Genomic DNA, 20,995 nt, shown 5'->3' with positions numbered 1-20,995 from the left:
GTTATTGCTGGCTTACTTATGGGACACCGCACGTACGATGCGGTCGCCACAGAATTGAATGAGATACACCAAAACCACTAACAACACCAATACCGTATTCATCACGGTGGCGTTGTAGCCGATATAACCGTACTGATAACCGATCTGACCCAGACCGCCAGCGCCGACTGCACCACCCATTGCTGAGTAACCGACCAGCGTAATCAGGGTAATCGTCGCGGCGTTGACCAGGCCTGGCATCGCTTCCGGCAGCAGAACCTTACGGACGATCTGCATTGGCGTGGCGCCCATCGCGCGTGACGCTTCAATCAGTCCGGTTGGCAGCTCCAGCAGGGCGTTTTCCACCATACGCGCAATAAAAGGTGCGGCACCGACGGTTAACGGCACGATGGCGGCCTGTAAGCCAATTGAAGTGCCGACGATGACGCGGGTGAACGGAATCATCCAGACCAGCAGAATAATGAAGGGAATCGAACGGAAAATATTCACCAGCGCCGAGAGCACCCGGTAGAGTCCCTGATTCTGCAGAATCTGGCCTGGACGGGTGACATACAGCAGCACGCCGACCGGCAGCCCCAGCACAAAGCCAAAGAAGCCCGAGACAAAGGTCATCATCAGCGTTTCCCATACGCCGCGCCCCAGCAACCACATCATCGCCTCAGACATAACCTAACACCTCTACTTTCACGTGATTCTCCTGCAGCCAGGCGATGGCCTGACGGGTATCGCTTTCTGTGCCGTGCATTTCGGCCAGCATAATGCCGAACTTCACACCGCCGGCATAATCCATCTGGGCACTGATAATGTTGTTATTGACGTTGTAACGGCGGGCCGCTTCCGACAACAGTGGCGCATCGACCGATTTACCGGTGAACTCCAGACGCAGCAGCGGCACACTGTCATGGCTGGCGACGGCGGAAAGACGCTGTTGATAGTCATCCGGGATATCCAGATGCAACGTTGACTGAATGAACTGCTGCGCCAGCGGCGTTTTCGGATGCGAGAAGACTTCACTGACGCTGTCTTTCTCGATCAGTTCGCCCTGACTGATAACCGCGACCTGGTCACAGATGCGTTTCACCACATCCATTTCATGAGTGATCAGCAGGATGGTCAGGCCGAGACGGCGGTTAATGTCTTTCAGCAGCTCCAGAATCGAGCGGGTCGTGGCCGGATCGAGCGCGCTGGTGGCTTCATCGCACAACAGCACCTTAGGATTACTGGCCAGAGCGCGGGCAATGGCGACGCGCTGCTTCTGGCCGCCTGAAAGGTTTGCGGGCCAGGCATCATGCTTATCGGACAGGCCGACCAGCTCCAGCAATTCAGCGACCCGCGCCTTAATCTGCTCGCGTGACAGGTTACCCAGCTCCAGCGGCAGTGAAACGTTGCCGGCGACGGTACGGGAGTTCATCAGGTTAAAGTGCTGAAAGATCATACCGATCTGACGACGCGCCTGGGTTAACTGGCGTTCACTAAGTGCAGTCAGGTCAGCACCATCTACCAGTACCCGGCCTGAAGTCGGGCGCTCAAGCAGATTAACGCAACGGATCAATGTACTTTTGCCGGCACCGGAAGCCCCGATGACGCCATAAATTTGTCCGGCAGGCACGTGCAGACTGACGTCAGATAACGCCTGAATGGTGCGGTTGCCTTGCTGGAACACCTTAGTGATATTTTCTAATTTAATCATTACGTTATTTATTATCGTGTTGCGTTGTCCGTGGTGTGGCAGGCGGTTAAGCCTGATATGCTGTCAAAGCTGGATGGATGGTAAGGCATCCAGACGTCTAAATCAATGGAAGTGATTCAATCTGGCATTCTCCCTTTTATAGCAATCATGCGATACTGATCGGCAATTTTTACAGCAGGAGTTTCTACGTGGCGAATAAAGTCCCAGCCATTTTTCTTGATCGCGATGGCACCCTCAACGTCGACCATGGCTATGTCCATGAAATTGATAACTTCCAGTTCATTGACGGCACGATTGAGGCGCTACAACAACTGAAGCAGATGGGTTTTGCTTTGGTCGTAGTGACCAATCAGTCTGGTATTGCGCGCGGCATGTTTACCGAAGATACCTTTATGCGGCTGACCGAATGGATGGACTGGTCATTAGCCGATCGTGATGTGGATCTCGATGGCATCTATTTCTGTCCGCATCATCCTGAGGCGACTGTTGAAGAGTTTCGCCAGGTGTGTGATTGCCGCAAACCACAGCCGGGGATGTTGTTAACGGCGCAGCTGGAACTGCACATTGATATGGCGGCTTCTTATATGGTGGGCGATAAGCTGGAAGATATGCTGGCGGGTCAGGCTGCAGGCGTGGGTAAGAAAGTACTGGTCCGTAGTGGTAAGCCGGTCACCGCTGAAGGCGAAGCTGCAGCAGACTGGGTGATTGATAGCCTCGCCGCGCTGCCAGCACGCATCAAACAGGGCTAAAACGGCGCTTTTGTGCAAATTTCAGACGAACAGCAAAAAAGTTTAAATTTGCACTTGCGCTATCTGAAGCGTCCCCTATAATGCGCCTCCACTGACACGGAACACCGGCTTACGGAGTAACGGGTCAGCAGGCACAGGAGACTGCGCCGCCGGAGAAAAACTTCTGAAATAGAGGTTGACTCTGAAGGAGGAAAGCGTAATATACGCCACCTCGCGACAGACGGTTAACCCGCTGCTCGCACTGCTCTTTAACAATTTATCAGACAATCTGTGTGGGCACTCGCAGGATTGATATCAGCGTCTCCGGACGTAAAAAATATCAAGCCTCACGAGTGAACACATAATGAAATTCATTATGACGTTTTACAGATGAGCACCGCTTAACTTGTTTAAGCAAATCAAACTTAAATTGAAGAGTTTGATCATGGCTCAGATTGAACGCTGGCGGCAGGCCTAACACATGCAAGTCGGACGGTAGCACAGAGGAGCTTGCTCCTTGGGTGACGAGTGGCGGACGGGTGAGTAATGTCTGGGGATCTGCCCGATAGAGGGGGATAACCACTGGAAACGGTGGCTAATACCGCATAACGTCGCAAGACCAAAGAGGGGGACCTTCGGGCCTCTCACTATCGGATGAACCCAGATGGGATTAGCTAGTAGGCGGGGTAATGGCCCACCTAGGCGACGATCCCTAGCTGGTCTGAGAGGATGACCAGCCACACTGGAACTGAGACACGGTCCAGACTCCTACGGGAGGCAGCAGTGGGGAATATTGCACAATGGGCGCAAGCCTGATGCAGCCATGCCGCGTGTATGAAGAAGGCCTTCGGGTTGTAAAGTACTTTCAGCGGGGAGGAAGGCGATGTGGTTAATAACCGCGTCGATTGACGTTACCCGCAGAAGAAGCACCGGCTAACTCCGTGCCAGCAGCCGCGGTAATACGGAGGGTGCAAGCGTTAATCGGAATTACTGGGCGTAAAGCGCACGCAGGCGGTCTGTTAAGTCAGATGTGAAATCCCCGGGCTTAACCTGGGAACTGCATTTGAAACTGGCAGGCTTGAGTCTTGTAGAGGGGGGTAGAATTCCAGGTGTAGCGGTGAAATGCGTAGAGATCTGGAGGAATACCGGTGGCGAAGGCGGCCCCCTGGACAAAGACTGACGCTCAGGTGCGAAAGCGTGGGGAGCAAACAGGATTAGATACCCTGGTAGTCCACGCCGTAAACGATGTCGACTTGGAGGTTGTTCCCTTGAGGAGTGGCTTCCGGAGCTAACGCGTTAAGTCGACCGCCTGGGGAGTACGGCCGCAAGGTTAAAACTCAAATGAATTGACGGGGGCCCGCACAAGCGGTGGAGCATGTGGTTTAATTCGATGCAACGCGAAGAACCTTACCTACTCTTGACATCCAGCGAACTTTCCAGAGATGGATTGGTGCCTTCGGGAACGCTGAGACAGGTGCTGCATGGCTGTCGTCAGCTCGTGTTGTGAAATGTTGGGTTAAGTCCCGCAACGAGCGCAACCCTTATCCTTTGTTGCCAGCGATTCGGTCGGGAACTCAAAGGAGACTGCCGGTGATAAACCGGAGGAAGGTGGGGATGACGTCAAGTCATCATGGCCCTTACGAGTAGGGCTACACACGTGCTACAATGGCGCATACAAAGAGAAGCGACCTCGCGAGAGCAAGCGGACCTCACAAAGTGCGTCGTAGTCCGGATCGGAGTCTGCAACTCGACTCCGTGAAGTCGGAATCGCTAGTAATCGTGGATCAGAATGCCACGGTGAATACGTTCCCGGGCCTTGTACACACCGCCCGTCACACCATGGGAGTGGGTTGCAAAAGAAGTAGGTAGCTTAACCTTCGGGAGGGCGCTTACCACTTTGTGATTCATGACTGGGGTGAAGTCGTAACAAGGTAACCGTAGGGGAACCTGCGGTTGGATCACCTCCTTACCTGAAGATACCTTCCCGCGCAGTGTCCACACAGATTGTCTGATAGAAAAGTAATGAGCAAGACGGCTGCGAAGTCGTGACACTATCGTGTCCCCTTCGTCTAGCGGTTAGGACTCCGCCCTTTCACGGCGGCAACAGGGGTTCGAATCCCCTAGGGGACGCCACTTGCTTGGTGACAGGTGAAAGGTGTCTCCACGAAGTATCTCAAAACCGATTCGGCTGCGTAAGCAGCGGAGCCGCGTTTGAGATATTTGCTCTTTAACAATCCGGAACAAGCTGAAAATTGAAACGACATGTCGTTTTCATTCTCCGTAATAAGAATGAAAAACACGATATGTTCGAGTCTCTCAAATGCTTGCAACACGCAGCGTTGAAAAACGCCTGTGGGTTGTGAGGTTAAGCGACTAAGCGTACACGGTGGATGCCCTGGCAGTCAGAGGCGATGAAGGACGTGCTAATCTGCGTAAAGCGACGGTAAGGTGATATGAACCGCTACAGCCGTCGATGTCCGAATGGGGAAACCCGGTGCACTCAGTGCATCATTGCAGCATGAATACATAGTGCTGCAAGGCGAACCGGGGGAACTGAAACATCTAAGTACCCCGAGGAAAAGAAATCAACCGAGATTCCCCCAGTAGCGGCGAGCGAACGGGGAGCAGCCCAGAGCCTGAATCAGCTTGTGTGTTAGTGGAAGCGTCTGGAAAGTCGCAGGGTACAGGGTGATACTCCCGTACACAAAAACACACATGCTGTGAGCTCGATGAGTAAGGCGGGACACGTGGTATCCTGTCTGAATATGGGGGGACCATCCTCCAAGGCTAAATACTCCTGACTGACCGATAGTGAACCAGTACCGTGAGGGAAAGGCGAAAAGAACCCCGGCGAGGGGAGTGAAACAGAACCTGAAACCGTGTACGTACAAGCAGTGGGAGCCTCTTTATGGGGTGACTGCGTACCTTTTGTATAATGGGTCAGCGACTTATATTCTGTAGCAAGGTTAACCGTATAGGGGAGCCGCAGGGAAACCGAGTCTTAACTGGGCGTTAAGTTGCAGGGTATAGACCCGAAACCCGGTGATCTAGCCATGGGCAGGTTGAAGGTTGGGTAACACTAACTGGAGGACCGAACCGACTAATGTTGAAAAATTAGCGGATGACCTGTGGCTGGGGGTGAAAGGCCAATCAAACCGGGAGATAGCTGGTTCTCCCCGAAAGCTATTTAGGTAGCGCCTCGTGAACTCATCTTCGGGGGTAGAGCACTGTTTCGGCTAGGGGGCCATCCCGGCTTACCAACCCGATGCAAACTGCGAATACCGAAGAATGTTATCACGGGAGACACACGGCGGGTGCTAACGTCCGTCGTGAAGAGGGAAACAACCCAGACCGCCAGCTAAGGTCCCAAAGTCATGGTTAAGTGGGAAACGATGTGGGAAGGCACAGACAGCCAGGATGTTGGCTTAGAAGCAGCCATCATTTAAAGAAAGCGTAATAGCTCACTGGTCGAGTCGGCCTGCGCGGAAGATGTAACGGGGCTAAACCATGCACCGAAGCTGCGGCAGCGACGCTTATGCGTTGTTGGGTAGGGGAGCGTTCTGTAAGCCGTCGAAGGTGTGCTGTGAGGCATGCTGGAGGTATCAGAAGTGCGAATGCTGACATAAGTAACGATAAAGCGGGTGAAAAGCCCGCTCGCCGGAAGACCAAGGGTTCCTGTTCAACGTTAATCGGAGCAGGGTGAGTCGACCCCTAAGGCGAGGCCGAAAGGCGTAGTCGATGGGAAACAGGTTAATATTCCTGTACTTGGTGTTACTGCGAAGGGGGGACGGAGAAGGCTATATCGGCCGGGCGACGGTTGTCCCGGTTTAAGCGTGTAGGTGTGTGTTCCAGGCAAATCCGGTTCACTTTACACTGAGGCGTGACGACGAGGCACTACGGTGCTGAAGTGATAAATGCCCTGCTTCCAGGAAAAGCCTCTAAGCATCAGGTAACACAAAATCGTACCCCAAACCGACACAGGTGGTCAGGTAGAGAATACCAAGGCGCTTGAGAGAACTCGGGTGAAGGAACTAGGCAAAATGGTGCCGTAACTTCGGGAGAAGGCACGCTGGCGCGTAGGTGGAGGGACTCGCTCCCCGAGCCGAAGCCAGTCGAAGATACCAGCTGGCTGCAACTGTTTATTAAAAACACAGCACTGTGCAAACACGAAAGTGGACGTATACGGTGTGACGCCTGCCCGGTGCCGGAAGGTTAATTGATGGGGTTATCCGCAAGGAGAAGCTCTTGATCGAAGCCCCGGTAAACGGCGGCCGTAACTATAACGGTCCTAAGGTAGCGAAATTCCTTGTCGGGTAAGTTCCGACCTGCACGAATGGCGTAATGATGGCCAGGCTGTCTCCACCCGAGACTCAGTGAAATTGAACTCGCTGTGAAGATGCAGTGTACCCGCGGCAAGACGGAAAGACCCCGTGAACCTTTACTACAGCTTGACACTGAACATTGAGCCTTGATGTGTAGGATAGGTGGGAGGCTTTGAAGCGCAGACGCCAGTCTGCGTGGAGCCAACCTTGAAATACCACCCTTTAATGTTTGATGTTCTAACGTGGCCCCGTGATCCGGGGTGCGGACAGTGTCTGGTGGGTAGTTTGACTGGGGCGGTCTCCTCCTAAAGCGTAACGGAGGAGCACGAAGGTCAGCTAATCACGGTCGGACATCGTGAGGTTAGTGCAATGGCATAAGCTGGCTTGACTGCGAGAGTGACGGCTCGAGCAGGTGCGAAAGCAGGTCATAGTGATCCGGTGGTTCTGAATGGAAGGGCCATCGCTCAACGGATAAAAGGTACTCCGGGGATAACAGGCTGATACCGCCCAAGAGTTCATATCGACGGCGGTGTTTGGCACCTCGATGTCGGCTCATCACATCCTGGGGCTGAAGTAGGTCCCAAGGGTACGGCTGTTCGCCGTTTAAAGTGGTACGCGAGCTGGGTTTAGAACGTCGTGAGACAGTTCGGTCCCTATCTGCCGTGGGCGCTGGAGAATTGAGGGGGGTTGCTCCTAGTACGAGAGGACCGGAGTGAACGCACCACTGGTGTTCGGGTTGTCATGCCAATGGCATTGCCCGGTAGCTAAGTGCGGAAAAGATAAGTGCTGAAAGCATCTAAGCACGAAACTTGCCCCGAGATGAGTTCTCCCTGACTCCTTGAGAGTCCTGAAGGGACGTTGAAGACGACGACGTTGATAGGCCGGGTGTGTAAGCGCAGCGATGCGTTGAGCTAACCGGTACTAATGACCCGTGAGGCTTAACCTTACAACGCCAGAGGCGTTTTTAAGAGACACGATTTTCAGCTTGTTTTCCGGATAATTATTTGCGGAAACGAAAGATTTTGCGGCGAGACAGGGCGCAGAGCGATGACGTCAGCGGGAGCATACGGAAGTATGTGACCGGTGCGGCTGAGCGATGGCAGCGCGGTCACGGCGGAAAAGGTTCGTTTCATGCACAAAGAATTTGCCTGGCGGCTGTAGCGCGGTGGTCCCACCTGACCCCATGCCGAACTCAGAAGTGAAACGCCGTAGCGCCGATGGTAGTGTGGGGTCTCCCCATGCGAGAGTAGGGAACTGCCAGGCATCAAATTCGTTCCTTTTCCCCTGACAAGGAAAAAACAGGAACAGACGGCCATCAGCCAGTTGCTGACAGCTGTGAAAGAATCGGTGGAGCGGTAGTTCAGTTGGTTAGAATACCTGCCTGTCACGCAGGGGGTCGCGGGTTCGAGCCCCGTCCGTTCCGCCACTTAATTGGAAAGCCCTGACTTAACGGTCAGGGCTTTTTCCATTGCGGCGAAGAAAGCTGGCGTGGTCTTACGGCAGCGCTGCGAAAATCTGCAATCGCACGTACAATCGGGCCAGTTAAGGTGATTCTGTCGCCGAACGATCCTCGATCCGCCAGGGTTGATCGGCGGTCCACTCACTGAGAAAATCGATAAAGGCGCGTACCCGCTGACTCAGACCAGTGTCACTGTAATAAACGGCATTAAAGGGCATCTCAACCGGCAAACGCTGCTCTGCCAGCACCTCAATCAGTTCCCCCTCAGCAATTTCGCGATCGATCATATAGTCAGACAGGCAGGCAATGCCGTTACCGTTCAGGCTCAACTGCTTGATGGTTTCACCGCTGTTAGACGCAATTTCCCACCTGATATCGTAAAGTTCGCCATTTTCCTGGGCGACAGGCCAGCGGTTGAGACGTGACGGGTCAGCGAAGCCGAGACAGCGATGTTGAGCCAGATCCGCGACTGTTTTCGGCATGCCGTATTCAGCCAGATAGGCTGGCGACGCAACCAGCTTGCGGTAGCTATTAAACAGCAGTCGTGCGCGCAGCGTAGAATCCGTCAGGCTGCCTGCGCGAATGGCCACATCAACTTTGCGTTCAATAAGGTTGATAAAGCTCTCTGAAGAGATCAGAGAGAGCGTAATTTCCGGATAGCGCGCACGGAACGGTTTGATCATCGGCATCAGTAAATGCAGGATCACCGGCGTCGCGGCATCGATACGCAACAACCCTTTAGGTGCCTGCAGGCTCTCAATCAACTCGCTCTCCGCACGGGTCATCTCTTGCAAAAAGCGTTGCACATGACGGAAATAGCGCTCGCCCTCCTGAGTCAGCGCCAGTTGACGAGTAGTCCGGGTCAGTAACGCAATGCCCAGCTTGCCCTCAAGCTTTTTTATCGTCCGGCTGACAGCAGAGTTCGCCATCTGCATCTGCTCAGCAGCACGACTGAAGCTGCCACTTTCTACTACACTGACAAACACTTTCAGCTCGTCGGAAGACGCCTTCATGACTCCTCTCCGTATAGTGACGTAAAATCGGTTACCGGACCGATAGACTGGGGTGTGAGGCCATTATTTGTCATCATTATAGGGGCTTGTTCAACCTCTGGCCGAATAGCGCGGTGCCTTTTAGCGGGGTAACAGAGCCAGACCGGACAAAAAAGGCGGATTTGCTGACGAAAAGCGGCATGGATTCCGACATTGATCAGCATCCATTGAAACCCCGGTCTAAAATCCCTATAACAGATCAGTGTTATCTGTTTTTGAATCATCAGCCAGGCGGGAAAGTGCGCAAAAAAACTTATGCAATGCGATATGTTGCGGGACAACCAGCGGAACAGATTTTTCCGCCGGGCGCGATGCTACATCTCGGTCAGGGACTGCCACCCGGCGCGCCATTGCCCGCTCATCCCAACCTGAAAGTTCTGGTATGGAATATCTTCAAACAGCAGCGTGCCGACTGGATGTCAGTACTGGAAGGATTCGGCAAAGACGCTCATCTGGTGCTGTTGCAGGAGGCGCAGACCACTCCGGAGCTGGTGCAGTTCGCCACCAGCAATTATCTGGCTGCCGATCAGGTGCCCGCCTTTGTGCTGCCTCAGCACCCCTCAGGCGTGATGACGCTGGCTTCGGCTCACCCAGTCTACTGTTGTCCACTGCGCGAGCGTGAGCCGCTTCTCAGGCTGGCAAAATCGGCGCTGGTCACCGCCTACCCGTTACCCACCGGCGATATGCTGATGGTGGTGAACATCCATGCGGTCAACTTTAGTTTAGGCATCGATGTCTATAGCAAGCAGCTGGGACCGATTGGCGAACAGATCATGCACCATCGCGGACCGGTGATTATGGCAGGGGATTTCAATGCCTGGAGCCGCCAGCGCATTAATGCGCTCTATCGCTTTGCCCATCGGATGAAGCTGGAGGAGGTAATGTTTACCGCCGATCATCGTCGTAAAGCGTTTGGCCGTCCGCTGGACTTCGTCTTTTATCGCGATCTGGCGGTGAGTGAAGCCTCGGTGCTGGTCACGCGTGCGTCTGACCATAATCCGTTACTGGTGGAGTTTAACCCAAGAGGCTAATCGGTGCGGATGGCGTAAGTTAATCCGGCTGTCGCGGCAGGGCAGGAAGGGTGAACAAGCGGGGCAAATAAAAGAAAAAGGCTGACAATTGTCAGCCTTTTCAACGTATCAGGTATCAGGATTCGCGTTATTATTCACAAACAGCGTTAAGTTATCGCCGGGCTGAATATCTTTCGCATTGTCCAGCACACTGTTCCAGCGCATCACGTCTTTGATATTGACGCCGTGATGCCGTGCAATACTGGCAAGAGAATCACCCTTACGAACACGATAGGTGATGCTGTTGCCGTTATCAGCCAGTCGGGTGCCATTCGAACCGATAGTCAGAGTCTGACCCGGTCGGATATCAGCACCGCGCAGGTTGTTATCCTGCTTCAGTGTGCTCACGCTAACGCCAAGTTTCGAGGCAATCCCTGACAGGGTATCACCCCGTCGCACTTTGTAACCGCCACTGGCGCTGGCTTTCGCCAACTGGGTCGGTTGCACGGCTGCGATATCACCCGATGCCAGTGAGTTACGCAACTTCGCGACGTTGGACTTGGGCACCATAATATAGTGCGGTCCGTTTGGCGCTGTTGCACCGCCTTTGTAGCCAGTATTGAAGCTCTTTAACTTAGTGAGCGACATACCCGCCATTTCGGCAGCCTGCGTCAGTTTAATCTGCTGACCCACTTCCACCCGTGCCAGAGCACGGCTTTCGTTCGGTGTCGGCAGTTTGATACCGTAACGCTTGTTATTCTTGAGCAGCTCACTCAGGGCTAACATTTTCGGCACATACACCGTCGTTTCGCGTGGCAGCGATAAGTGCCAGAAGTCCGTCGGCTTACCGCGCGCCTTATTCTGCTTAATCGCCTTGAGCACCCGCCCTTCACCACTGTTGTAGGCGGCAATGGTCAGTAACCAGTCACCGTCAAACATGGTGTTAAGACGCTGCATCATATCCAGCGCAACTTTGGTGGATGCGACCACATCGCGTCGCCCATCGTAATATTGGTTCTGTTTCAAACCATAGTTTCGACCCGTTGCCGCAACAATCTGCCAGATACCAGCGGCATTGGCGGATGAGGTTGCATGAGGATCAAAAGCGCTCTCCACTATGGGTAGCAGTACCAGTTCCATCGGCATTTTACGTTTCTGTATCTGCTCGACTATCCAGTACATGTACGGCTCTGCCCGTAATGTTACATCGTGGAGATAGCTCTTATTTTTTAAAAATTTTCTTTTTTGTTCGCGGATTGCCGGGTTTTCCGGAATCCCCATCTTCAACTCGTCACTAATGAAACTCCAGAGATCTGCGTCTGCTGCGAGGCCAGTTCCATCTTCCTGCCAACGCGGCGACAAAAACTCGTCTCCGTACTTTCCATTTTCACCTTGACCAGCTGAAGACAGACTCTGGGCATGCTGTTCGGGGATATTGGCGTCATTCCGTGATGCCTGACATCCCACCAGCAAGACCGAGGCGAGTAATATCGCTTTAGCCTTCATGTGTGTGTCAATAGTTCGCTTAAAAGACGAGCAACTATACGTGACGACTTTTCACAACACAACCCGAAAAATCAAAAAGCGTCTTTCTTCTCGCGTAGAACGGCAAATGTTTGCCATACCGGCTCTGCAGGCGAATTAACGCTTAAAGCCCTTTGCAAATCAGGATCTTGCGTACGAAGAAATAAATTTATTGACCGTTCGTGCGCCAGTTTTGTTGGCAAACTAATGCCATTTTCGGCGCGTAAGTCCTTAATTTTCTGATATTCAGCCGTTATTTGCGGGTCATGGGGCAGAATAGCCGCAGCAAACTTCAAATTGGATAAAGTATATTCATGTGCGCAGCAGACCAGTGTTTCGCCCGGTAACTGATTAAGCTTTTGAAAGGAATGGTACATTTGCTCGGCGGTCCCTTCAAAAAGACGTCCACAGCCGCCTGAAAACAGCGTATCACCACAAAAAAGATAAGGTGCGCTGTAATATGAGATATGTCCTAAAGTGTGTCCTGGCGTGGCGATCACCTCAAAGGACAAACCCATTACCTCGACCCGATCACCTTCGCGAACCCGGGTTTTTGCCCCTTTACTGACGGTTTCCTCTGGACCGAAAACCTCAAGCTGCGGGAACTGCTCACACAGCGCTTTTACCCCACCGGTGTGATCGTTATGGTGATGGGTTAACAGAATGGCGACCGGTTGCCAGCCGTTGGCGGCCATTTTTTCCAACACCGGCTGTGCCTCGCCGGGATCGACAATCAGGCATTTCCCGTCATCATCTGTCAGTGTCCAGATGTAGTTATCCTGCAACGCAGGAATACTGGTAAGATTCATCATCACCTCTCGCAGGCCGAAGGAAAAGGAAGAGGGTAACGCATGAAGCCCGCTAAAACACGCCAGATTCTGAATGCGCCGCTCTCATGGCGCGATATGCCATGGGGAGACTATTTTCGTGACGCGCTGACGCAGCAGCTTCAGCCTTACCTCGGAAAGCTATATGGCTTTCATATGCTTAAGCTTGGCAACCTGAGCGCAGAAATCAACACCGAAAACTGCGCTATTTCACATCAGGTCAACGTCGGCAGTGAGGGCGAGCTGTTACAGGTGCTGGCCAATCCGATGCAGCTGCCGTTTGAATCGAAATCCATTGATGCCTGTTTACTGGCGCACACTCTGGCATGGAGTCAGGACCCGCATCGGGTATTACGTGAAGTCGATCGGGTGTTAATTGACGATGGCTGGATGATCATCAGTGGCTTTAACCCATTCAGCCTGCTCGGCGTCAGTAAAATCGTGCCGGGTTTACCGCGCAAAGCGCCGTGGAGCGGCAGGATGTTCAGCCAGATGCGGCTACTGGACTGGCTGGGATTGCTCAATTACGAAGTGGTCTACCGCACCCGCTTTCAGGTGCTGCCGTGGCACCGGCAGGGCGGGAAATTGATCAGCGCCCATCTGCCGGCGCTGGGATGTCTGAATATTGTGGTGGCGCGTAAACGCACCTTCCCGCTGATTCCGACCCGGGCGAAGAAAAGCCTCAGCACCAGTAAAATTCGTCAGACGGTCAACGCCACGCGCCAGTTCCGGCAGAAAGAGGATCAGGATTCGGTTTTATAACCGATGTCATCAAAGGCGGGATTCTCAGCGGCACTGCGCGCCAGTTCATCACAGCGCTCATTTTCCGGGTGACCGGCATGGCCTTTAACCCACTCCCACTGGATTTTATGGGTGCTGAGCGCCAAATCGAGACGCTGCCAGAGATCGACATTCTTCACCGGTTTTTTGTCGGCCGTTTTCCAGCCGCGTTTCTTCCAGTTGTGGATCCAACTGGTAATACCCTGACGGACATACTGACTGTCGGTGCTGAGCACCACGTCGCACGGCTGTTTCAGCGCCTCCAGCGAGACAATCGCCGCCATCAGTTCCATCCGGTTATTAGTGGTAAGGTGATAACCGGCGCTGAAGGTTTTCTCATGCTGGCCGTAACGTAAAATGGCACCGTAACCACCGGGGCCGGGATTTCCAAGACAGGATCCATCGGTGAATATTTCTACCTGTTTGCGCATCTCTGGTAGACTTCCTCTCAAAAACGCTAAGTCTGACATAAAACGGGTCTTATGAGCACTGCAAATAACCGCCAGATCGTACTCGATACTGAAACCACCGGCATGAACATGATCGGGGTGCATTATGAGGGTCACCGCATCATTGAGATTGGTGCGGTCGAAGTGATTAACCGCCGCCTGACCGGTAACAACTTTCATATGTATCTGAAGCCCGATCGGCTGGTGGATCCGGAAGCCTTTGGCGTGCACGGCATTGCGGATGAGTTCCTTGCTGACAAACCGACGTTCAGCGAGATCGCCGATGAGTTTCTCGACTACATCCGCGGCGCTGAGCTGGTAATTCACAACGCGCCGTTTGATATCGGCTTCATGGATTACGAATTTGCCAAACTGCAGCGCGGCATCGAAAAAACCGAAACCTTCTGCAAAATTACCGACAGCCTGGCGCTGGCGCGCCGGATGTTCCCGGGCAAGCGCAACAGCCTTGACGCGCTCTGCTCACGCTATGAGATCGACAACAGCAAACGAACCCTGCACGGCGCACTGCTCGATGCTGAGATCCTGGCTGACGTCTTTCTGACCATGACCGGCGGGCAGACTTCACTCTCATTTTTATCGGAGAGTGAAAGCGCACGCCAGGCGCAGGGCGAAAGCATTCAGCGTATCGTGCGTCCGGCATCCGCCTTACGGGTAGTGACCGCCAGCGATGAGGAGATCGTTGCGCATGAATCGCGTCTCGATTTAGTAATGAAGAAGGGCGGTAGCTGCCTGTGGCGCGGCTGAGATCGATGATTTTGCGGGTAAAATCAACGAGAAGGTGAAAAAACCAGCAAACGATTTCTGCTGCCGGAAAAAGCGTTGACGTGTTAACAGCCTGCCATTAATATTCGCCTCGTTCTCGACGGGGAACAAAGCGCGGAGCGGTAGTTCAGTTGGTTAGAATACCTGCCTGTCACGCAGGGGGTCGCGGGTTCGAGCCCCGTCCGTTCCGCCAATCTCTTTAAAGAAGCCGATTCAGAAATGAATCGGCTTTTTGCTGTCTGCGCGCCAGGCCTTTAGGCGTGCTTAATCCTTCTGCACCGCCACATCACTGCGCCAGGCTGCAACGTCTTCTCCTTCACGCTCGTCACGGGCAATAAAGCGATAACAGCCGGCTGCCAGACCTGCACCGATAAACCAGCTAAAGTTCGCAACCTCATGCAGTGACGGAATAAAACTGATCACCAGACAGATCGCCACCGACGGCAGCAGGGCGCCAATGGCTTTCGGGTTAAAGCCGCCGCGATACCAGTAACGGCCTGCCGGAGTATCATTGAAGAGATCGTCGACATCGATCCGGCCACGTTTAATCAGATAAAAATCAGTCAGCAGGATGCCGAACAGTGGCCCGATAAAGGAGCCCAGCACGTCGAGCGTGTAGTGAATCAGTTCCGGTGACTGGAACAGGTTCCACGGCGTCAGCAGCACCGAACCCACCGCGGCGATCATCCCGCCCGTCCGGAAGCTGATCTTCTGCGGCGAACAGTTAGAGAAGTCAAAGGCGGGTGAAACAAAGTTGGCAACGATGTTGATGCCGATGGTGGCGATGATCATGGTCAGCAGGCCAATCGCCACCGCCAGATCGTTGCCGACCCGGCTGACCGTTTCGATCGGGTCGGTGATCATTTTGCCGAACAGGGACTGCGTACCTGAGACAATCACCACCGTCACAATCGAAAACAGCAGGAAGTTGAACGGTAAACCCCAGCGGTTGCCGCGACGGATCTCCGACATGCTTTTACCGTAGCGAGAGAAATCACCAAAGTTCAGCAGCGGACCGGAGAAGTAAGAGACCACCAATGCGGTGGCGGTAATCATCTGCCAGGTCTGCTCACCCGCCGACAGCGACTTGCTGGCAAGGGTGAATGAGATACCATCAAAACCGGTCTTGTATACAATCCAGCCCGCCAGCGCCACCATCACGACATAAACTGCCGGTCCGGCAACATCAATAAAACGCTTAATGGCGCTCATGCCGTGCCAGAACACCATCGCCTGCAGCAGCCACATCGTACCGAAGCAGCACCAGCCCAGCAGCGACAGGCCCAGCCAGCTGCTTTCAGTCATGGATGACAGCGACGGCACAAACTTCAGCAGCACCAGCATCAGGGCGTTGGCGGCTAAATAGGTCTGAATGCCATACCACGCAAAGGCGATCAGGCCGCGAATCACCGCCGGAATATTGGCGCCAAACACGCCAAACGCCTGGCGGCAGATCACCGCGTAAGGTACGCCCGCCATCTGACTCGGTTTCGCCACCAGATTGGCGCAGAGCTGCACAATACAGATGCCGACCAGCAGACACAGCAGCACCTGCCAGCTGGCTAACCCCAGCGTAAAGAAGCTGGCAGCCACCACATATCCGCCCATGCTGTGCACATCTGACATCCAGAACGAAAAGATGTTGTACCACGACCAGTTCTGATCGCGGGTCGGTGCCAGGTCGTCGTTACACAGCCTTGGGCTGTAGCTGGCGTTGGCTTCAGAGGCCTTGCTGGCCACCGTTGAATGATTTGGCATGAAACCTGCTCCTCTACCCGGGAATGGAATGAATAATTGCGTGAAACGCTACTGCAGGATTCAGGCCAGATTTGATTTCTTGTATACAAAAATTATTGTTCACGTATACGATATGAGTGCGCACAGTCACCTACCGGAGCGGGTAATGAAGAGTGAAACAGGCCAGAGACAGGCTACCGAACGGCATGATAAAGATGAGGTTATCTACCAGGCGTTGATGAACGCCATCGTTGAACATCAGTTGCCGCCCGGCAGTAAGTTGCCGGAAGAGGCCCTTTCTGCGGTGTTTGGCGTCAGTCGGACCGGGATTCGTAAAGTGCTGCAACGCCTCGCCGCGGTGCAAATGGTCACGCTGACGCCCAAACGCGGTGCACAGGTCACCACCCCAGGCGTCGATGAGGCGCGCGATATTTTTCGTACCCGCAGCTTATTGGAGTGCGCCAATCTGCCTGCGGTGCTGGCGCATCTGCAGGCCCCGCATCTGGCGGCGCTGGCACAACTGATTGAGCAGGAGAATCAGGCGCACGCCGATCGTGACGGCGCGGCCGCGATTCGGTTATCGGCGGCCTTTCATATACAGCTGCAGGCGATCTCAGGTAACCAGGTGCTGACCGGGATCGTAACCCGCCTGACGCAGCGCTCATCGCTGGTGATTGCCGCCTATGGCGCGCCGTGGCAGCACGGCTGTCGCTGCGACGATCACAGCCGGTTGCTCAGCCTGCTGCGGGAACGCGCCTTAGCGCCGCTGACCCAGGCCCTGCAACACCATTTTGATCATATCGTCTCCAGCCTGCACTTTGAGCGCAGTGGCGAGACGCTGCCCGATTTCAGCCGGCTGTTTGGCAGCGACAAAGGAAACGCATCATGAGCCTGATTCAGGTCATCAACCCGAATACCAGCCTGGCAATGACCGAAACCATCGGTCAGGCGGCCCGCGCCGTGGCGGCACCCGGCACCGACATTCTGGCCGTCTGTCCGGCACACGGCGTACCGTCGATTGAGGGGCACTTCGATGAAGCGATAGCCGCTATCGGCGTGCTGGAGCAGATCAAACTGGGTAAAGCGCAGGGTGTCAGCGGTCATGTCATTGCCTGCTTCGGCGATCCGGGCTTACTGGCGGCGCGGGAGTTGGCCAGCGGGCCGGTGGTGGGGATAGCGGAAGCAGCGATGCACACCGCGACGCTGCTGGCGACGCGTTTCTCGATTGTCACCACGCTGCCACGCACCCTGGTCATTGCGCGTCATCTGCTGCAGCAATATGGCTTTACCCATCACTGCGCGGCGCTGCACGCCATCGATCTGCCGGTACTGGCGCTGGAAGATGGCAGCGGTGTTGCGCAGGAGAAGGTACGTCAGCGCTGCATTCAGGCGAAGCGTGAAGATGGCAGCGGGGCGATTGTGCTGGGCTGTGGCGGCATGGCAACGCTGGCCGCTTCGCTGACGCAGGAACTCGGTTTGCCGGTGATTGATGGCGTGGGTGCGGCGGTCAAAATGGTGGAGTCGCTGGTGGCGCTGGGCTTTGGCACCAGTAAACATGGCGATCTGGCCTGGCCTTTGCAGAAACCTCTCTCAGGTGCGTTTCAGCATCTAAACTAACGGAACTCTCCCGATTGATCACAGGAAGCGAGTAATGACTGACGCTGCAGAGAAAAAAGAGTACAGCTTTAACAAAAACTATCCGCGCGATTTAATCGGTTATGGCGCTAACCCGCCGCACGCCGCCTGGCCTAACAACGCCCGCGTGGCGGTGCAGTTTGTCCTGAATTACGAAGAAGGGGCGGAAAATAGCGTGCTGCACGGCGATGCCGGCTCAGAGCAATTCCTTTCCGACATCATTGGCGCGGCCAGTTATCCGGATCGCCACATGTCGATGGAGTCGCTGTATGAGTACGGCTCACGCGCGGGTTTCTGGCGCATCCATAACGAATTTCAGAAGCGCGGTCTGCCATTAACCGTCTTTGGCGTGGCGATGGCGCTGGCGCGTCATCCGGAAATCGTTGAGGCGATCAAACAGGCGGATTACGACGTAGTGAGCCACGGCTGGCGCTGGATCCACTATCAGGGCATGGACGCAAAAACCGAACGCCAGCACATGCAGCAGGCGGTGGACGTTTTGCTCGACCTGTTTGGTAAAGCGCCGACCGGCTGGTATACCGGGCGCGACAGCCCGAATACCCGACGTCTGGTGGTGGAGCAGGGCGGTTTCAGCTACGACAGTGATTACTATGGCGACGACCTGCCGTTCTGGACCCAGGTCACCTGCCAGGATGGTACGGTCAAACCGCATCTGATCATCCCTTATACCCTGGAGTGCAACGACATGCGCTTTGCCTCGCCACAGGGCTTCAACACCGCTGAACAGTTCTTCACTTATCTGCGTGATACCTTTGACGTGCTGTATGAAGAGGGCGAAACCGCACCGAAAATGATGTCGGTGGGGATGCATTGCCGCCTGCTGGGCCGTCCGGGAAAATTCCGTGCCTTACAGAATTTCCTCGACCATATCCAGCAGCACGATGACGTCTGGATTTGCAGCCGTCAGCAGATTGCCGATCACTGGATCAAAACGCATCCGGCACCCGACGCGTCCTGATGACTGCAAGGCGTTTCATTCAGCCGTCAGGCCGGATGAAACGCCTCGCCAGCCCGCTTAACTCATCAGGCTTACCTGCGCCGCAACGATGCACCAGCCGTGCGGCAACCGCACCCAGGTTTGCTGCTGGCGGCCGATTTTATCGCTGCCGGCGCGGGTAAATTCGGTGCTGCACACCGCGTAATCTTCGCCAAAGGTGGTGATCACCGTGTTGCGCAGCGTCCGGTCCAGCCCGGCGGAAGGGCGGGCCGCCCGGAATGCGCGGATCTCATCAATGCCATACAAATTCTCACCGGCACCCAGCCGCACGGTACGGGGATCATGCCAGAACAGCGCATCCAGTTCGGCGATATCGTTGCCGATCAGCGCCTGCTCGTAGCGGGTAAACTGCGCCGTCACTTCACTGACTATCTGCGGTAAATTGATCTGTTGAATGTCCATCAGGCTCCTGCCATGTTGATTTGCGCCACGGTGAACCCTTGCTGCTCCAGTACCCAGGCAGCCCGCAGCACCGCGGCTTCATTAAAGGGACGGGCGATTAACTGCAGGCCAATCGGCAGACCGCTTCGGGTCGCCAGCGGCACGGTACAGACCGGCAATCCCAGGAACGAGATCGGCTGCGTCAGCATACCCATGCTGGCTTTGGCGGGCAGTTCCTCCCCATTAATGGTGATCGTTTGCTGTCCAATGGTGATCGCGCTGCACGGCGTCGCCGGGGCAATCAGCAGATCAAACTTGCTGAACAGCGGCAGCACCTGCTGCTGGAAATGGCGGCGGAAACGCTGCGCCTGCAGATACCAGGCGGCGGGCATCATCGCTCCCGCCAGTAAACGCTCGCGCGAGTTGGGCTCAAACTGTTCCGGCATCTGGCGCAAGGCGGGCAGATAAGGCGTGCCGCCTTCCGCCGCCGTCATGATAAAGGCCGCAGAGCGTGCCAGCTCGGCTTCCGGCATCATCACCTCGTCCTGCGCGTTGAGCGCGGCGGCAACAACGGCCACCGCAGCCCGCGCCTCCTCATCACACCATTCACTGAAAAAGCCGCCCAGTACGCCGCAGCGTAGCCCTTCCAGACCCCGGGACAAGCCTGGCAGCGTCGCGGCAGCAGGACGACTGGCCTGAAACGCATCGGCGCTGTCTGCGGCCTGTAGCTGGTCATAGACCAGCGCCAGATCGTCGACCCGACGGGCGAAGGGACCGATGTGGTCAAGGCTGGCGACAAACGGATGGCTGCCGCTACGCGACAGGCGGCCAAAGGTGGGCTTCAGGCCAAAGGTGCCGCACAACGAGGCGGGAACCCGGATCGAGCCGTTGGTGTCAGTGCCAAGTGAAAAATGGACCAGACCGGCCGCCACCGCCGCGGCTGAACCGCCCGATGAGCCACCAGCTACGCGGCTCAGGTCGCGTGGATTACGGGTCGCGCCGTAGTGGCTGTTTTCGGTGGTAAAGCCGTAGGCGTAGGCGTCCATATTCAGCATACCCGACAGCGTCGCGCCCGCCTGCCGCAGCCGGTCGATGGCAAAGGCATCGGCACGCGCCGCGGGCCGCTGGCTGAACAGGCTGGCACCGGCCAGCGTACTGTAGCCTGCAACGTCAAACAGGTTTTTTACCGCGTAGGGAATGCCCGCCAGCGGCGGCAGATCTTCACCGCGCTGCCGCTTTGCATCAATACTCTCTGCCTCTTTCAGCATCCGCTGCCCGGTCACCTCAGTCCATGCATTGAGCTGTGGATTGTGCTGCTCAATCGCCTGCAGTGTGGTTTCAGCCACCTCTCTGGCACTGATCTCACCGCTGTGGATCGCCAGCCGTAATGCCTGAATCGAAACGTCGCTCAATTTCATGCCTGATACACTCCCGCGACGTCCAGCCGATCGTCGAGCGGATAAGCCATCAGCGGCTCCGCCATCTGCGCAATTCGCGTGAGCTGGATTAATAACTCTGCGCGCCGGGCGTCATCCAGCTCCAGTTGCAGTATCTGCTCCATATGAGCGATGTAGTGGGTCCAGTCTGGTGAGTTCATGGT

General features: G+C 55.2%; 17 protein-coding genes, 3 tRNA genes and 3 rRNA genes. 13 read left to right on the top strand and 10 right to left on the bottom strand.

The genetic code is table 11. From position 1 onward, the window contains the following. Positions 1-12: 12 nt before the first annotated feature. The gene (locus tag LZU96_RS16380) at positions 13-666 is read right to left on the bottom strand and encodes a methionine ABC transporter permease MetI (protein ID WP_009091958.1); all 654 of its coding nucleotides are present in this window, start codon (positions 664-666) and stop codon (positions 13-15) included. Beyond that, complete coding sequence (gene metN, locus LZU96_RS16375) at positions 659-1,690, bottom strand: methionine ABC transporter ATP-binding protein MetN (protein WP_233985227.1); 1,032 nt, start codon at positions 1,688-1,690, stop codon at positions 659-661. The genes LZU96_RS16380 and metN overlap by 8 nt, the downstream gene beginning before the upstream one ends. 188 nt (positions 1,691-1,878) lie before the next feature. Here metN and gmhB point away from each other — a divergent pair, with 188 nt between their 5' ends. The 6 genes from gmhB (at position 1,879) to LZU96_RS16345 (ending at position 8,166) form a co-directional block, all read left to right on the top strand. After that, positions 1,879-2,439, top strand: a complete 561-nt coding sequence (gene gmhB, locus LZU96_RS16370) for a D-glycero-beta-D-manno-heptose 1,7-bisphosphate 7-phosphatase (protein WP_233985226.1) — start codon at positions 1,879-1,881, stop codon at positions 2,437-2,439. A 406-nt stretch (positions 2,440-2,845) separates the two neighbouring features. Next, positions 2,846-4,387, top strand: a 16S ribosomal RNA gene (locus LZU96_RS16365). Positions 4,388-4,476: 89 nt separating this feature from the next. After that, positions 4,477-4,551 (top strand) — tRNA-Glu (locus LZU96_RS16360). 230 nt (positions 4,552-4,781) lie between these two features. Next, positions 4,782-7,686 (top strand): 23S ribosomal RNA (locus LZU96_RS16355). A 201-nt stretch (positions 7,687-7,887) separates the two neighbouring features. Continuing rightward, positions 7,888-8,003 (top strand): 5S ribosomal RNA (gene rrf, locus LZU96_RS16350). The 16S, 23S and 5S rRNA genes sit together here with 2 tRNA genes alongside, the layout of an rRNA operon. An 86-nt stretch (positions 8,004-8,089) precedes the next feature. After that, positions 8,090-8,166: transfer RNA gene (locus LZU96_RS16345), tRNA-Asp, on the top strand. 116 nt (positions 8,167-8,282) lie between these two features. On the opposite strand, the gene yafC is transcribed toward LZU96_RS16345, so the two are convergent. Beyond that, positions 8,283-9,212 carry a DNA-binding transcriptional regulator YafC gene (gene yafC / locus LZU96_RS16340; protein ID WP_233985225.1) on the bottom strand — a complete coding sequence of 310 codons (930 nt, stop codon included), beginning with the start codon at positions 9,210-9,212 and terminating at the stop codon, positions 8,283-8,285. A 278-nt stretch (positions 9,213-9,490) separates the two neighbouring features. Here yafC and LZU96_RS16335 point away from each other — a divergent pair, with 278 nt between their 5' ends. Then, entirely contained in the window at positions 9,491-10,282 is a 792-nt protein-coding gene (locus LZU96_RS16335) for an endonuclease/exonuclease/phosphatase family protein (protein ID WP_094120479.1), read from the top strand. 108 nt (positions 10,283-10,390) lie between these two features. Here the strand turns inward: LZU96_RS16335 and mltD are convergent, their stop codons facing one another. Further along, entirely contained in the window at positions 10,391-11,767 is a 1,377-nt protein-coding gene (gene mltD / locus LZU96_RS16330; protein WP_233985224.1) for a murein transglycosylase D, read from the bottom strand. Positions 11,768-11,838: 71 nt separating this feature from the next. Beyond that, positions 11,839-12,594, bottom strand: coding sequence for a hydroxyacylglutathione hydrolase (gloB, locus tag LZU96_RS16325; RefSeq protein WP_233988219.1), 756 nt, complete (start codon positions 12,592-12,594; stop codon positions 11,839-11,841). A gap of 42 nt (positions 12,595-12,636) precedes the next feature. Here gloB and LZU96_RS16320 point away from each other — a divergent pair, with 42 nt between their 5' ends. Beyond that, complete coding sequence (locus LZU96_RS16320; RefSeq protein ID WP_233985223.1) at positions 12,637-13,374, top strand: class I SAM-dependent methyltransferase; 738 nt, start codon at positions 12,637-12,639, stop codon at positions 13,372-13,374. Here LZU96_RS16320 and rnhA read toward each other — a convergent pair. Then, complete coding sequence (rnhA, locus tag LZU96_RS16315) at positions 13,356-13,823, bottom strand: ribonuclease HI (protein WP_233985222.1); 468 nt, start codon at positions 13,821-13,823, stop codon at positions 13,356-13,358. The two genes, LZU96_RS16320 and rnhA, sit on opposite strands and share 19 nt — an antisense overlap. A gap of 51 nt (positions 13,824-13,874) precedes the next feature. On the opposite strand from rnhA, the gene dnaQ reads away from it, so the two are divergent. After that, positions 13,875-14,606 carry a DNA polymerase III subunit epsilon gene (dnaQ, locus tag LZU96_RS16310; protein WP_069727889.1) on the top strand — a complete coding sequence of 244 codons (732 nt, stop codon included), beginning with the start codon at positions 13,875-13,877 and terminating at the stop codon, positions 14,604-14,606. A 134-nt stretch (positions 14,607-14,740) separates the two neighbouring features. Further along, positions 14,741-14,817: transfer RNA gene (locus LZU96_RS16305), tRNA-Asp, on the top strand. 71 nt (positions 14,818-14,888) lie between these two features. On the opposite strand, the gene LZU96_RS16300 is transcribed toward LZU96_RS16305, so the two are convergent. After that, complete coding sequence (locus tag LZU96_RS16300; protein ID WP_233985221.1) at positions 14,889-16,382, bottom strand: NCS1 family nucleobase:cation symporter-1; 1,494 nt, start codon at positions 16,380-16,382, stop codon at positions 14,889-14,891. A 145-nt stretch (positions 16,383-16,527) separates the two neighbouring features. Between LZU96_RS16300 and LZU96_RS16295 the strand changes: the two genes are divergently transcribed. The 3 genes from LZU96_RS16295 to puuE are packed head-to-tail and all read left to right on the top strand — an operon-like array spanning position 16,528 to position 18,975. Further along, positions 16,528-17,250: a GntR family transcriptional regulator gene (locus tag LZU96_RS16295; RefSeq protein WP_233985220.1), complete on the top strand. Its 723-nt coding sequence runs from the start codon at positions 16,528-16,530 to the stop codon at positions 17,248-17,250. Continuing rightward, on the top strand, positions 17,247-17,978 hold the full coding sequence (gene hpxA, locus LZU96_RS16290; protein ID WP_094120433.1) for an allantoin racemase: 732 nt from the start codon (positions 17,247-17,249) through the stop codon (positions 17,976-17,978). The genes LZU96_RS16295 and hpxA overlap by 4 nt, the downstream gene beginning before the upstream one ends. Before the next feature lie 34 nt (positions 17,979-18,012). Beyond that, positions 18,013-18,975 carry an allantoinase PuuE gene (puuE, locus tag LZU96_RS16285; protein ID WP_233985219.1) on the top strand — a complete coding sequence of 321 codons (963 nt, stop codon included), beginning with the start codon at positions 18,013-18,015 and terminating at the stop codon, positions 18,973-18,975. 57 nt (positions 18,976-19,032) lie between these two features. On the opposite strand, the gene hpxZ is transcribed toward puuE, so the two are convergent. The 3 genes from hpxZ to hpxX are packed head-to-tail and all read right to left on the bottom strand — an operon-like array spanning position 19,033 to position 20,992. Next, entirely contained in the window at positions 19,033-19,416 is a 384-nt protein-coding gene (gene hpxZ / locus LZU96_RS16280; RefSeq protein WP_094120435.1) for an oxalurate catabolism protein HpxZ, read from the bottom strand. Beyond that, positions 19,416-20,813 (bottom strand): AtzE family amidohydrolase, encoded by a 1,398-nt coding sequence (locus LZU96_RS16275; RefSeq protein ID WP_233985218.1) that lies wholly within the window; start codon positions 20,811-20,813, stop codon positions 19,416-19,418. Before LZU96_RS16275 ends, hpxZ begins: the two co-directional genes overlap by 1 nt. After that, the gene (gene hpxX, locus LZU96_RS16270; protein ID WP_233985217.1) at positions 20,810-20,992 is read right to left on the bottom strand and encodes an oxalurate catabolism protein HpxX; all 183 of its coding nucleotides are present in this window, start codon (positions 20,990-20,992) and stop codon (positions 20,810-20,812) included. The genes LZU96_RS16275 and hpxX overlap by 4 nt, the downstream gene beginning before the upstream one ends. Between the last annotated feature and the right edge of the window lie 3 nt (positions 20,993-20,995).

Source organism: Pantoea agglomerans (assembly GCF_021397715.1).
GTDB classification, from domain to species: domain Bacteria; phylum Pseudomonadota; class Gammaproteobacteria; order Enterobacterales; family Enterobacteriaceae; genus Pantoea; species Pantoea astica.
Note: the sequence above shows the minus strand (reverse complement) of the source record. Positions and strands in the feature narration are given on the sequence as shown.

What these genes read in the sequence shown, in the direction of transcription:
- LZU96_RS16380 (WP_009091958.1), bottom strand. Translation starts at nt 666, where the DNA reads ATGTCTGAGGCGATGATGTGGTTGCTGGGGCGCGGCGTATGGGAAACG.
- hpxA (WP_094120433.1), top strand. Translation starts at nt 17,247, where the DNA reads ATGAGCCTGATTCAGGTCATCAACCCGAATACCAGCCTGGCAATGACC.
- LZU96_RS16275 (WP_233985218.1), bottom strand. Translation starts at nt 20,813, where the DNA reads ATGAAATTGAGCGACGTTTCGATTCAGGCATTACGGCTGGCGATCCAC.
- LZU96_RS16320 (WP_233985223.1), top strand. Translation starts at nt 12,637, where the DNA reads ATGAAGCCCGCTAAAACACGCCAGATTCTGAATGCGCCGCTCTCATGG.
- LZU96_RS16300 (WP_233985221.1), bottom strand. Translation starts at nt 16,382, where the DNA reads ATGCCAAATCATTCAACGGTGGCCAGCAAGGCCTCTGAAGCCAACGCC.
- dnaQ (WP_069727889.1), top strand. Translation starts at nt 13,875, where the DNA reads ATGAGCACTGCAAATAACCGCCAGATCGTACTCGATACTGAAACCACC.
- rnhA (WP_233985222.1), bottom strand. Translation starts at nt 13,823, where the DNA reads ATGCGCAAACAGGTAGAAATATTCACCGATGGATCCTGTCTTGGAAAT.
- puuE (WP_233985219.1), top strand. Translation starts at nt 18,013, where the DNA reads ATGACTGACGCTGCAGAGAAAAAAGAGTACAGCTTTAACAAAAACTAT.
- hpxZ (WP_094120435.1), bottom strand. Translation starts at nt 19,416, where the DNA reads ATGGACATTCAACAGATCAATTTACCGCAGATAGTCAGTGAAGTGACG.
- gloB (WP_233988219.1), bottom strand. Translation starts at nt 12,594, where the DNA reads ATGAATCTTACCAGTATTCCTGCGTTGCAGGATAACTACATCTGGACA.
- hpxX (WP_233985217.1), bottom strand. Translation starts at nt 20,992, where the DNA reads ATGAACTCACCAGACTGGACCCACTACATCGCTCATATGGAGCAGATA.
- LZU96_RS16295 (WP_233985220.1), top strand. Translation starts at nt 16,528, where the DNA reads ATGAAGAGTGAAACAGGCCAGAGACAGGCTACCGAACGGCATGATAAA.
- metN (WP_233985227.1), bottom strand. Translation starts at nt 1,690, where the DNA reads ATGATTAAATTAGAAAATATCACTAAGGTGTTCCAGCAAGGCAACCGC.
- yafC (WP_233985225.1), bottom strand. Translation starts at nt 9,212, where the DNA reads ATGAAGGCGTCTTCCGACGAGCTGAAAGTGTTTGTCAGTGTAGTAGAA.
- mltD (WP_233985224.1), bottom strand. Translation starts at nt 11,767, where the DNA reads ATGAAGGCTAAAGCGATATTACTCGCCTCGGTCTTGCTGGTGGGATGT.